The 11782-nt window shown below is 67.7% G+C and carries 12 protein-coding genes and 1 riboswitch; of the genes, 7 read left to right on the top strand and 5 right to left on the bottom strand.

Going from position 1 to position 11782, the window contains the following annotated elements; all coding sequences use genetic code 11:
• Positions 1 to 62: 62 nt before the first annotated feature.
• From ABH915_RS20730 to ABH915_RS20720, 3 genes are read right to left on the bottom strand one after another with little or no spacing between them, the layout of a single operon-like run.
• Positions 63 to 1259 carry a cation:proton antiporter gene (locus tag ABH915_RS20730; RefSeq protein ID WP_370124851.1) on the bottom strand — a complete coding sequence of 399 codons (1197 nt, stop codon included), beginning with the start codon at positions 1257 to 1259 and terminating at the stop codon, positions 63 to 65.
• Positions 1260 to 1264: 5 nt separating this feature from the next.
• Positions 1265 to 1747 (bottom strand): cation:proton antiporter regulatory subunit, encoded by a 483-nt coding sequence (locus tag ABH915_RS20725; protein WP_018774037.1) that lies wholly within the window; start codon positions 1745 to 1747, stop codon positions 1265 to 1267.
• A gap of 38 nt (positions 1748 to 1785) precedes the next feature.
• Entirely contained in the window at positions 1786 to 3186 is a 1401-nt protein-coding gene (locus ABH915_RS20720) for an MFS transporter (RefSeq protein ID WP_370124849.1), read from the bottom strand.
• Between the two features lie 226 nt (positions 3187 to 3412).
• On the opposite strand from ABH915_RS20720, the gene ABH915_RS20715 reads away from it, so the two are divergent.
• From ABH915_RS20715 to mnhG, 6 genes are read left to right on the top strand one after another with little or no spacing between them, the layout of a single operon-like run.
• A complete protein-coding gene (locus ABH915_RS20715; RefSeq protein WP_370124847.1) occupies positions 3413 to 6454 on the top strand; it encodes a Na+/H+ antiporter subunit A in 3042 nt (1013 codons plus the stop codon).
• Positions 6451 to 6972, top strand: coding sequence for a Na(+)/H(+) antiporter subunit C (locus ABH915_RS20710; RefSeq protein WP_018774040.1), 522 nt, complete (start codon positions 6451 to 6453; stop codon positions 6970 to 6972). Before ABH915_RS20715 ends, ABH915_RS20710 begins: the two co-directional genes overlap by 4 nt.
• Entirely contained in the window at positions 6969 to 8597 is a 1629-nt protein-coding gene (locus tag ABH915_RS20705; RefSeq protein WP_370124845.1) for a Na+/H+ antiporter subunit D, read from the top strand. Before ABH915_RS20710 ends, ABH915_RS20705 begins: the two co-directional genes overlap by 4 nt.
• Positions 8594 to 9139, top strand: a complete 546-nt coding sequence (locus ABH915_RS20700; RefSeq protein ID WP_026538206.1) for a Na+/H+ antiporter subunit E — start codon at positions 8594 to 8596, stop codon at positions 9137 to 9139. Before ABH915_RS20705 ends, ABH915_RS20700 begins: the two co-directional genes overlap by 4 nt.
• Positions 9136 to 9414 carry a monovalent cation/H+ antiporter complex subunit F gene (locus tag ABH915_RS20695; protein WP_370124843.1) on the top strand — a complete coding sequence of 93 codons (279 nt, stop codon included), beginning with the start codon at positions 9136 to 9138 and terminating at the stop codon, positions 9412 to 9414. Before ABH915_RS20700 ends, ABH915_RS20695 begins: the two co-directional genes overlap by 4 nt.
• Complete coding sequence (gene mnhG, locus ABH915_RS20690; protein ID WP_370124841.1) at positions 9404 to 9811, top strand: monovalent cation/H(+) antiporter subunit G; 408 nt, start codon at positions 9404 to 9406, stop codon at positions 9809 to 9811. The genes ABH915_RS20695 and mnhG overlap by 11 nt, the downstream gene beginning before the upstream one ends.
• Before the next feature lie 62 nt (positions 9812 to 9873).
• Here mnhG and ABH915_RS20685 read toward each other — a convergent pair whose 3' ends face one another.
• Together ABH915_RS20685 and ABH915_RS20680 are read right to left on the bottom strand one after the other, a co-directional pair.
• Positions 9874 to 10137: a DUF4235 domain-containing protein gene (locus tag ABH915_RS20685; protein ID WP_370124839.1), complete on the bottom strand. Its 264-nt coding sequence runs from the start codon at positions 10135 to 10137 to the stop codon at positions 9874 to 9876.
• A gap of 38 nt (positions 10138 to 10175) precedes the next feature.
• The gene (locus ABH915_RS20680) at positions 10176 to 10721 is read right to left on the bottom strand and encodes a heme-degrading domain-containing protein (RefSeq protein ID WP_018774046.1); all 546 of its coding nucleotides are present in this window, start codon (positions 10719 to 10721) and stop codon (positions 10176 to 10178) included.
• A 187-nt stretch (positions 10722 to 10908) separates the two neighbouring features.
• Positions 10909 to 11052: riboswitch (TPP riboswitch) on the top strand.
• A gap of 66 nt (positions 11053 to 11118) precedes the next feature.
• Between ABH915_RS20680 and ABH915_RS20675 the strand changes: the two genes are divergently transcribed.
• On the top strand, positions 11119 to 11766 hold the full coding sequence (locus tag ABH915_RS20675; RefSeq protein ID WP_026538204.1) for an ECF transporter S component: 648 nt from the start codon (positions 11119 to 11121) through the stop codon (positions 11764 to 11766).
• Positions 11767 to 11782 lie beyond the last annotated feature (16 nt).

The following is an 11782-nucleotide window of genomic DNA, read 5'->3' as shown; positions in this document are numbered from 1 at the left end:
GCGGCCGCCGGCGCGGCAACCACGCCAGGCAGCCGGCGCGCTGACTCGCAGCGGGGGCAGCCTTACGCCGGGCCGGAGGTCCGGAACGCGGGCCGCCGCACGGGACGGCGCAGGAGCCGGACCAGCGGCTCCACGAAGCGGGCGGCCAGCGGCCCCGCGATCGCCATGATCAGAACGTAGGCGGTGGCGAGGGCGGCCAGATCCGCGGGCACCACGCCGGAGGCAACGGCCAGGCCGGCGATGACAATCGAGAACTCGCCGCGTGCGATCAGGGCGGCGCCCGCGCGGTAGCGGCCGGGAATGCCAATGCCGGCCCGTTTCGCCGCCCAGTACCCGGTAATCATCTTGGTGGCTGCCGTCACCAGGGCCAGCAGCAGGGCCCAGCCCAGGACCGGGGGGATGGACCGGGGGTCGGTGTTGAGGCCAAAAACCACAAAGAAGAGGGCCGCGAAGAGGTCACGGAGCGGTTCCAGGACACGGGTGGCGCTGTGGGCCGTGGCGCCGGAAATCGCGATGCCGAGCATGAACGCGCCCACGGCCGCTGAAACCTGCATGGCTGCGGCGAGCCCCGCGACCAGAAGCGCCGCGCCCAGCAGGTTGAGCAGGAAAACCTCGGAGTTTTCGCTGTGCACGGCCTTGGACACGTGGTGTCCATGCCGCAGGGCCACCAACAGGACCAGGCTGACGACAGCCAGGGAGATCCCCACCGTCTGCAGCCCCAGCAGGAAGCTGACGCCGGCCAGCGTGGCGGTCAGGACCGGCAGGTACACGGCCATGGCGAGGTCCTCAAAGACCAGGATGGACAGGACCACCGGGGTTTCCCGGTTGCCGATCCGGCCAAGATCCGTGATGACCTTGGCGGCGATCCCGGACGAAGAAATGTAGGTGACGCCCCCCATCACCATGGCCCCCACGACGCCCCATCCCAGCATCAGGGCGAGCCCGGCACCGGGCAGGAAATTGAGCAGCAGGTCCAGGACGCCGGCCTGCCAGGACCGCCGCAGGCCGGTGACGAGCTCGGACGCCGTATATTCCAGCCCAAGCATAAGCAGGAGGAGAATTACGCCGATCTCGCCGGAAAGGTGCGCGAACTCGTGCATGCCTTCGAGCTTGACCAGGCCCCCGGCCCCGAAGAACAGCCCGCCCACCAGATAGAGCGGGATGGGGGACATGCCGATCCGCCCGGCCAGTCTGGCCAGCAGGCCGAGGCAGAAGACGACGGCCCCCAGCTCGATCAGGGTCAGCGCGAGCGGATCCATGCCGCTTATCCGTTGCGCAGGATGCCGGCCGCCGTGTCCAGGCCTTCTTGCGTGCCCACCGCAACGAGGAGGTCACCGGGATGAAGGACGACGTCGGGTCCCGGGGAGGGCAGGACCTCGCCTTCGCGCATGATGGCCACGATCGAGACCCCGCTGCGGGTCCGGATGCAGGCCTTCCCCATCGGCTGGTTCTGGAAGGGGGACTCAGCGCTGATCGAAAACTGGCGCGTGACAATGCCCGGGATTTCCCGGTGGGCTTCCGAGAGCTGCATGGCGATGCGCTGGCCGCCCAAGAGGTTGCCCAGGGCGGCGGCCTCGTCCGCGGTCAGCGGGACTGAGGCCTGGCAGGTGTCAGGATCGTCCCAGGTCGAGACGATGAGTTCCGTCTGGCCCTCGCGATATTCGACCACGCCGATCCGGCGTCCGGAGGCAGTCATAAAGTCCTTGCGCCGGCCGAGGCCGGGGAGGTCCGTCTCATCCACGTTCATAACATCAGCCTAGTGCGCGAACCGGTGATTCGGCCGCCTCAGGACTCGGGGACGACCGCGATTTCGGTCTGGTCCGGGGCCTTGACCGGCAGGAGCACGACCAGGCCCACGAGCAGCACCACCATGATGCCCAGGATGCCCCAGCGCTGGGCCTCACCGGTGGCCACAAAGGGCGTGGCGACGGCGATGCACAGCGTGAAGAGGGCAGGGGCGAGGAAGCTCACGGCCCGGCCGGTGGTGGCGTAGAGGCCGAACAGCTCACCGGATTCGCCGTGCGGGGCGAGCCGGGCGAGGTAGGCGCGGGAGGACGACTGGGCCGGTCCCACGAAGAGGCACAGCAGCAGGCCAAAGACCCAGAACGTGGTGGTCCCGGCCCAGGCCATCCCAACGAACTCGTAACTCCCGTTGCCGAGGACCAGGATCGCGGTACCCGCGACCAGCAGGCCGGCGAGGGACCCGATAATCACGGCCTTCGGCCCGATCCGGTCATCCAGGATGCCGCCGAGGATGGCGCCGACGGCCGCCACGACATTTCCGAAGATCGCGAAGAAGATGACGTCCTTGAGCTCGAAGCCAAAGGTGCCGGCCGCGATCACCCCGCCAAAGGTGAAAACCGCTGCCAGCCCGTCCCGGAAGATGGCGCTCGCGAGGAGGAAGTAGATCGTGTGCGGGCTGGTCCGGTAGATCGCCTTGATGCGCCGGACGAGCAGGCCGTAGGAGGCGAGGAACCCCAGGCCCGCGCCCCGGTCCGAGCGTGGCAGCTCCGGGACCGCGAACAGCACGGGCAAGGCAAAGACGAGGAACCACAGCGCCGAAAACACCGCCACCAGCCGGATGTTCAAGCTGTCCGCGGTGGAGGCGCCAAACCAGTTCAGGCTGGGCTGGACGAAGAGCTGGAGCACCACCAGCAACGCCACGATGCCACCGAGATACCCCATTCCCCAGCCGAAGCCGCTCACTTTGCCGATGTTCCGCGGGGTGGAGATCTGGGTGAGCATGGCGTTGTAGTTGACCCCGGCAAACTCGAAGAAGACGTTGCCCAGCGCTATGAGCGTGACGCCCAGGATCAGGAAGTCCGGCCGTGGGAAGACAAAAAAGCACAGCCCGGTCAGGACCACGACGGCGGCCGTGTTGACCCCCAGCCACAGTTTCCGCCGGCCGCCCGTGTCCGAGCGCTGCCCGGTGACCGGGGCCAGGAGGGCAACGGCCAACCCGGCGACGGCCAGCGCGGCGCCCAGGACCGCCGAGGCCTGGTCCTCCCCGCCGAATGCCTTGGAGGTCAGGTAGACGGTGAAGACAAACGTTGTCATGACGGCGTTGAAGGCTGACGAACCCCAGTCCCACGAGGCCCACGCGAGGATCCAGCCCCGATGCGGGACAGGACTTCCTGATTCCAGTTCCGAGGGGCGCATGTCCTCTGGGGCGGCGGCAGTGTTCATAGCCAGAATCGTAGCCGCCCCGGGGGTCCTCCGAGGGGCAGCCGGCAGCGGGTTTCGCCAGGCAGAGTTTGGCCCCGGCTTCACATTTGCGTCGACTTGTTCAGCGGCCGGTGTCCCAGCCAAAAGAATTTGTACACGCTTGGTAAACTGTCGGCACCGAACCTAACAAATGACCCGCCTGCTCCAACTTGCTGACAATCGACTTTCTGACGTTGCGGAGATACCAGTGATCACAGTCCTTGCCGTGCACTTTGCGGTGGCTGCTGTGGCCCCGCTGCTGTTCCGAAAGTTTGGCAGGAATTCGTTCTTCGCCCTGGCCGCGGTCCCCGCGGCCTCCTTTATCTGGCTGCTGCTGCAGCACGACGCAGTTTATTCAGGGTCTGACGGCGCGATTACCGAAGTGATCCCCTGGATTCCCGGGCTGCAGCTCGAACTCGCGTTCCGGATGGACGCCCTGGCGTGGGTCATGTCCCTGCTGGTGCTGGGCGTGGGTGCGCTGGTGCTTCTCTATTGCGCCCGCTACTTCAAAGACAAGGACGACTACCTCGGCGGTTTCGGCGCCCAGCTCCTGGCCTTCGCCGGGGCGATGTTCGGCCTCGTCACCGCTGATGACCTCCTGCTGCTGTTCATCTTCTGGGAACTGACAACGGTACTGTCCTACCTGCTGATCGGCTACGCCCGCACCCGGCTGTCCGCGCGGCGCTCGGCGTTGCAGGCACTCGTGGTGACCACCGCCGGCGGCCTGGCTATGCTCGTGGGGCTCATCATGCTCGGTTCGACGGCCGGAACCTACCGGATCCAGGCCATCATGGACCTGGCTCCCACCCTGGTCGCCGGCCCCGCGGGCGGGGCCGTGAACGCCGCCGTCGTCCTCATCCTGGTCGGTGCGATCACCAAATCCGCCCTGGTGCCCTTCCACTTCTGGCTCCCGGGCGCGATGGCTGCCCCCACCCCCGTGAGCGCCTACCTGCACGCCGCGGCCATGGTGAAGGCCGGGATCTACCTTGTGGCACGGCTGGCCCCCGGATTCGCGGACACCCCGCCGTGGCTGCCGATCGTGCTCGGCCTGGGCCTGGCCACCATGCTGGTGGGCGGCTACCGGGCCCTCCGGCAGACCGACATCAAGCTCATCCTCGCCTATGGCACCGTGAGCCAGCTGGGCTTCATGACCATGGTGGTGGGCCTCGGCACCCCCGACGCGGCACTCGCCGGTATAGCCCTGCTCCTGGCGCACGGGCTGTTCAAGGCCACGCTCTTCCTGGTGGTGGGCATCATCGACCACCAGTCCGGGACCCGGGACATCCGCGAGCTCTCCGGCGTCTACGGCTCGGCCAGGGCACTGGCGGTCGTAGCGGCGATCGGCGCGGCATCGATGGCGGGCGTGCCCCCGCTGGCCGGCTTCGTCGCCAAGGAATCGGTGTTTGAGGCCTTCCTTCAGTACAAGACGGAGACCGGGACAGGGCCCTGGCTGCTGGCGGGGGTGGTCCTGGGCTCCATCCTGACCTTCGCCTACAGCGCCCGGTTCATGTGGGGCGCCTTCGCCCTCAAGCCCGGGGTGGAGCCCACGACCTTCAAGCCGGTCAAACCCGCCTTCCTCGCCGCACCGGCGATCCTGAGCCTCCTCACGATCCTTTATGGACTGTGGCCGGCCCCCGTTGATGCCTGGATCCAGCCCTATGCGGAGCTTTTTGTGCACGGCTCCGAGGCCCCGCCCGGGCACCTGGCGCTGTGGCACGGCATCACCCCTGCCCTCGGGCTGACCGCAGTGACGTTCGTCCTGGGCCTGGCCATGTTCTACGGCCGCAATGCCGTGGCCCGGCTGCAGGCGCTGGTGCCGGGCTGGATCGACAGCGACCGGGCCTACCAGCAAACCATCGGCGCCCTGGACGACACCGCGGTCTGGGTCACCGGCCGGACCCAGCGGGGTTCGCTGTTCTTCTACCTGTCCGTCATCCTGACCGTGGCCTTCGTCCTGCCGCTGACGGCGCTGCTGCTGGCCAACAAACCCCTGCCGCCCGGCCTCTATGTCATCGATCCCGGCTCGCCGCTGCAGTTGGTGGCCGGCGCCGGGATCGTGATCGGGGCGCTGGCAGCGGTGCGCGCCAACAAACGGTTCCTTGCCGTCCTGATGGTGTCCGTCACCGGCTACGGGATTGCCATGATGTTCGCCCTGCAGGGAGCCCCGGACCTTGCCCTGACCCAGATGCTCGTCGAAACCATGATCCTGGTGGCGTTCGTGCTGGCCATGCGGAGCCTTCCGCCGGGGCTGCGGGACCGCACCGGCGGCAAATACCGGGTGATCCGCGTGGTGATCGGCCTGGCATTCGGCGTCACCATGATTTTCGTGGCCATCCACGCCCTCGGCGCCCGGGTGGCACCGCCGGTCTCCTTGCAGTTCCCGCAACTGGCCTATGAGGGCGGCGGCGGCCTCAACGTCGTCAACGTGACCCTGGTGGACATCCGGGCCTGGGACACCTTTGGCGAGATCTCCGTCCTGGCCCTGGCCGCCACCGGCGTGGCCAGCCTCATCTTCGTCCGCGGCCGCGGCGACCGCATCCGGACCGCCGCGACCGTCGAGGAAGGCACGGTGGGCCGGCGGACCGGGGCCAGGGGCAGCAGCAGGGAGGATGCCGCCCTGGCGATGAACCGGCGGTTCGCTGCCGCCACGCGTGACGCCTGGCTGGTGGCCGGCCGGACCCTGGCCCCCGAACGCCGCTCGATCATTTTCGAGGTGGTCACCCGGCTCATCTTCCACTCGATGATCGTGTTCTCCATCTATCTGCTGCTCGCCGGCCACAACCTGCCCGGTGGTGGCTTCGCCGGCGGCCTCACCGCCGGCCTCGCCCTGACCATCCGCTACCTGGCCGGCGGCCGCTTCGAACTCCGCGAAGCCACACCAGTCGGCGCCGGCACCTTGCTGGGGATCGGACTGGCCACGGCGGCGGCCGCCGGAATGACGCCGTTGCTGCTGGGTGGCCAGGTGTTCCAGAGCGCCATCGTGGAGCTGTGGCTCCCCGTCTTCGGCGACATCAAATTCGTCACCTCGACCATCTTCGACATCGGTGTCTACATCGTGGTCGTCGGGCTCGCCCTGGACGTGCTGCGCAGCCTCGGTGCGGAGATCGACGAGCACTTCGAAGAACAACCCGAGCCGTCCGAAGGGGTGCCCGCCGAAGAGGCGCGTTCCGAAGAGGACGACGACGGAGTCCCCGGCGGAGTCCCCGCCGAGGCCGCCGACGCCGAAACCACCGCCAAGGGGAGAACATGAGCGTCAACCTGACCCTGCTGACGGTCATGGGCGCCCTCTACGCCTGTGGCATCTACCTGCTCCTGGAACGCAGCCTCACCCGGGTCCTGCTGGGCCTCATGCTGCTGGCCAACGCCACCAACCTGCTGATCCTCGCCACCGGCGGCTACTCCGGTCTGGCGCCGCTCTTCGACAAGGACACCGCGGCGGGGGATTACAACGACCCCCTGCCGCAGGCCCTGATCCTGACCTCGATCGTGATCTCCTTCGCCGTCACGGCGTTCATGCTGGGCATCATCTACCGCACCTGGGTCCTGGCCCGCCAGGATGAAATCCAGGATGACGCCGAGGACCGCCGCGTCGCGCAGACGCCAAGCTTCGATGCCGAGGACGACTCCGTGATCCCGGTCGAGACTTCAGAGTTCCCGCTGGCCACGGTCATGTCCGGTGACCGCGCCGTGCGGGCCGACAAGGCCGCCTCTGAAGAACAGCCCGGCTCCCTCAACGTTGACCCCAGCCCGGAAGGAGGCGGAGAGTGAACATCACCAGCCTTGCCCCGCTCGCCGTCGTACTCCCCATCCTGGGCGCCGCCCTGACGTTCCTGCTCATCCACCACCCCCGGGTCCAGCGCGCGGTCAGCATCGCCGTGCTGACCCTGACCCTGCTGCTGGAATGCTGGCTGCTGGCCTCCGTCTGGGATGGCGGGACGGCCGCGGTGAACATCGGCGGCTGGCTGCCGCCCTGGGGCGTCGTGCTGGTGGTGGACCAGTTCTCCTCGCTCATGCTCGTGGTGTCCTCGGCCGTGAGCCTCGCGGTGCTGATCTACGCAACGGGACAGGGCATGGCCGACGGCGACCGCGACGCGCCGGTCTCGATTTTCCACCCGACCTACCTGATCCTCGTAGCCGGGGTGTCCAACGCCTTCCTCACCGGGGACCTGTTCAACCTCTACGTCGGCTTCGAGATCCTGCTGACGGCCAGCTACGTGCTCATCACCCTCGGCGGGACAGGCCCGCGCATCCGGGCCGGCGTGACCTACGTGGTGGTCTCGGTCGTGTCCTCAGTGCTGTTCCTGATCGCGATCGCCATGATCTACGGTGCCACCGGAACCATCAACATGGCGGACCTCGCCATCAAGCTCGGGGAACTCGACCAGGGCACGCGGACGCTGCTGCACGTCATGCTGCTGGTGGCCTTCGGCATCAAGGCCGCCGTGTTCCCGCTGTCCTTCTGGCTCCCTGACTCGTACCCCACCGCGCCGGCCCCGGTCACGGCGGTGTTTGCCGGGCTGCTCACCAAGGTGGGCGTCTATGCGATGGTCCGCACGGAAACGCTGCTCTTCCCGGGGGATGCGCTCAACGGCCCGCTCATGGTCGCCGCGCTGCTAACCATGGTGGTGGGCATCCTCGGCGCCCTGGCCCAAAGTGACATCAAGAGGCTCCTGTCCTTCACCCTGGTCAGCCATATCGGCTACATGGTGTTCGGCCTGGCCATGTCCACGGTGGCCGGCCTGGGCGCCGCGGTGTTCTACGTGGCCCACCACATCACCGTCCAGACCAGCCTGTTCCTGGTGACCGGCCTGATTGAACGCCGTGGCGGCAGCTCGTCCGTGGACCGCGTGGCGGGGCTGGCCAAGCTCTCCCCGGTCTTGGGGGTCCTGTTCTTCGTTCCCGCCATGAACCTCGCCGGAATCCCGCCGTTCTCGGGTTTCCTGGGCAAGCTGGGGCTGCTTCAGGCAGGCGTGGAACTGGGAACGCCGCTGGCCTACGCCCTGGTGATCGGCGGCGTGCTGACGAGCCTGCTGACCCTGCTGGCGATCGCGAGGGTCTGGAACCGGGCGTTCTGGCGCAAGCCCGAGGACGCCGAACACCCCGATCCGGTGCTCCTGGCAGCGCCGGCCGACTCCGCCACAGGTGACCGGGCCGGCAAGACGAATGTGACCCTGCTGCCCCGCACCATGGTGGGCTCCACCCTTGGCCTGGTGGTTTTTGGCGTGGCCCTGACCGTCTTTGCCGGGCCGCTGTTCAGGGTGGCAGACCAGTCCGCCCAGGAGATGCTGGACCGGACCTCCTACATCCATGCTGTGCTCGGCCAGGACGCGCCCGTGCCGCCGGTGCCTCCGTCGGTCCATCCGGTGCAGGTCCAGGAGGGCAGCGGGAAATGAACCGGAAAAGGATCTCCCTGCGCCAGGAACTGCCGCTGCTGGTGTGGCTCGTCTTTGTCTGGGGCGCACTCTGGCAGAACTTCAGCCCGGGCAATCTCCTCTTCGGAGCCCTCATCGCGGTGCTCGTGGCGCGCATTTTCTATCTGCCCCCGGTGGAACTCGGCGGCCGCTTCAACGTGCTCCGCGCCGTGCCCTTCGCCCTCGTCTTTCTTGGAAAAGTCGTCGCGGCAAGCTTCCAGGTCATGTACCTGGCCGTGGTCCGCGGCCCGGACGTGGTCAGCGCAATCGTCGCCGTGCCGCTCCGGAGCCATTCGGACCTTCTGGTCACGGCCACCGGGCATGTGATCTCGCTGATTCCCGGGTCCCTCGTGGTGGAGGTGGACAGGTCAACGTCCACGCTCTACATCCACGGCATCAACGTCCGCAATGCCGAGGACGCGGCCAAGCTGCGCAAAGAGGTCCGGGACACCGAGGCCGGGCTGATCCGGATCATGGGGACCAAAGACGAACTTTCCGCACTGACACAGGAGATCGCCGCATGATGCAGACCGTCCTGACGGTGACCGCCGTCGTCCTGTCCCTGGCCGCTGCGGGGGCGATCGTCCGGATCGCGCGGGGGCCCTCGCTGCTGGACCGGGTTCTCGCCGCCGACGTGCTGCTGGCCATCTTCGGCGCAGCCCTTAGCATCGACATGGCCGCCAACCGGCACCTCAACAACCTGATGCTGCTCGTTGCGATTTCGCTGATCGGCTTCGTCGGCTCGGTCACCGTGGCCCGGTTCGTGGCCGACAGGCGGGAGGGCGTCCGTGAATCCTGACACAGTGATCGACGCCGTCTCCGGCGTGTTCATGGTGACCGGTGCCCTGATGTCCCTCGCCGCCGCCATCGGGCTGCTGCGGTTCCCGGACCTCATGAGCAGGATGCACGCGGCCACCAAACCGCAGGTCCTCGGCCTTTTCCTGCTGCTGGCGGCCCTCGGCCTGCAGATGCGCACCTGGTCGGTGTGGCCCGTCCTGCTGGTGGCCTGGCTCTTCCAGCTGCTCACCGTCCCCGTGTCCGCCCACATGGTGGGCCGGGCCGGCTACCGGACCAAGCACCTGCACCCGGAGCTGCTGAGCTCCGACGAGCTTGAGGCCATAGTCCAGAGGGCCGCCCAGAAGGCCGCCCGGCAGGCGGCAACGGACGGAGCGGACGACGACGAAGCCGGCCGCTGAGCCCGTTGGCCGGCGCCCGGGCCGGCGCTTCGACCGCAGCGGCCGCGGCTAGCCGGGTCCGGTCAGACGATATCCTGGGTCTTCGCGAAGCGGGTGATCGCGCGCTGCGTGCCACGGTTGGCGAGCACCTGGATGATGGCGCTGACCGATGCGGAGATCAGGGCGAAGGTCAGGGCCGAGTGCAGGGTGGTGGGGACGTCGTCCTCCTGGCCCTTGGGCGGCTTGTTGCCCGTGGACTTCTCCCACATGGTGTCCACCAGCTTGGTGCCGGCAAAGCCGGCCAGGAGGCTGACGCCGGTGCCGAGCAGCTTGATGAGGATGTTCATTCTTCGGTCTCCTTGGACGGGAACGGTTTTCCCCTAGCCTAGCGTTCCGGGGTGAGGACCATCCGCAGGGCCTCGACCACCAGTTCGTGATCCGTCTTCTGGGGCAGGCCGGAGACGGTGACGACGGCAACGGCACCCGTGCCGCGCACGTAGATGGGGAACGCCCCGCCGTGGGCGGCGAACTCCGACTGGTCCCACCAGGCGTTGTCCTCGATCCTTCCGCCTGCAGCGCGGGCCCGGAGGCCCACCAGCAGGGACGGGACCTCGTACCGCATGGCGGTGCGCTTCTTGGCGTTGATCCAGCGTTCGTTGTCCGGTGTGGCGCCGTCCAGCGCGGCGTGGAAGAGCACCTGCTCGCCTTTGGTGATGTCGACGGCAATGGGCAGCGAGCGTTGCCTGCCCAGCTCGACAAGGAGGAGCCCGAGGTCCAGGGCGTCATCCTTGCTGAACGACGCGAACTGGAGCGCCTCCATCTCGGCCAGCACGCGGCCGATGAGCGCCGCCAGGGAACCCTGCGGCTGCGGCTCGCTCGAATCGGGATCGTATTCCCCGGAGGGACCTTGTGTGGCCGGTGAGTGCGACAAAATATTCCAGCTTTCCGGTGGGTGACGAGGCCGCCCGCTGGCGGGTCCGGGTGTCCGACACGACGACTCTACCAAGATGGTTTTCCCGGCCGCCGGGACCGCCGCAGTCCGGTCCACGATTGTGACGGCACACCACTGAAAACCCGGCCGTCCGGGTGTAAACTGAGCCAGCCCACAAGGGCGAAAACAATTACGACAGGGGAGCGCCGCCGTCGGGCATCGCCGGAAAAATCCGGGGAAACCTTTGGTGGGCGCTGAGAGTGCGGACAGCCGCAGACCCTCGAACCTGATCCGGTTAGTACCGGCGCAAGGGAGTCGAGTTCTCAGGGTGCGCGGAGGGCGGCGGAAGCCGAGTCCGGCCGGAGCACCCTCCCCTCCTGTTCCTCAGGAGGACGACATGACAGATATTTCAGCACAGCATGGTTCCGCCAGCCGTTCATCCGCCCGGCGCAACTTCAGTTGGCGCGTGGTGGACATTGTGGTGGCCGCGTTGATCGCCGTAGCCGGCGGCGTCATTTTCTGGGCCTGGTCCCAGGGCGCGAACCTGATCTCGACTCCGGTCAACGCGGTCTACCCGCCGCTGAGCGGACTCTACGCCGGCGGGTGGATGATCCCGGCGGTGCTGGGGATGCTCATCATCCGCAAGCCGGGCGCCGCGCTCTTCTGCGAAACCGTCGCGGCCACGGGCGAGCTCATCATGGGCTCGCAGTACGGCACCACGGTGCTGATTTCCGGCATCCTGCAGGGCCTCGGCGCCGAACTGGTCTTCGCGGCCTTCCTCTACAAGAAGTTCAACCTGCCCGTGTCCTTGCTGGCCGGCGCCGGGGCGGGCCTCTTCTGCGGTCTGAACGATTCCTTCCTGCCGTGGGGCTGGAACATCGCCTACGAAGCCGGCGACAAGCTCGCCTACATCGTCTTCACCACGATCTCCGGCGCCGTGATTGCCGGCGGACTGGCCTGGCTCGCCACCCGCGGCCTGGCGAAGACCGGAGTGCTGGGCTCCTTTGCCTCCCGCAAGGCCGCCACGGAGCCCGTCTTCTCCTGAGCCCCGTCGCTGAATC

The sequence above is a fragment of the Arthrobacter sp. MW3 TE3886 genome (assembly GCF_041262145.1).
Classification (GTDB): domain Bacteria; phylum Actinomycetota; class Actinomycetes; order Actinomycetales; family Micrococcaceae; genus Arthrobacter.
This window is presented reverse-complemented; position numbering and strand designations above follow the sequence as displayed.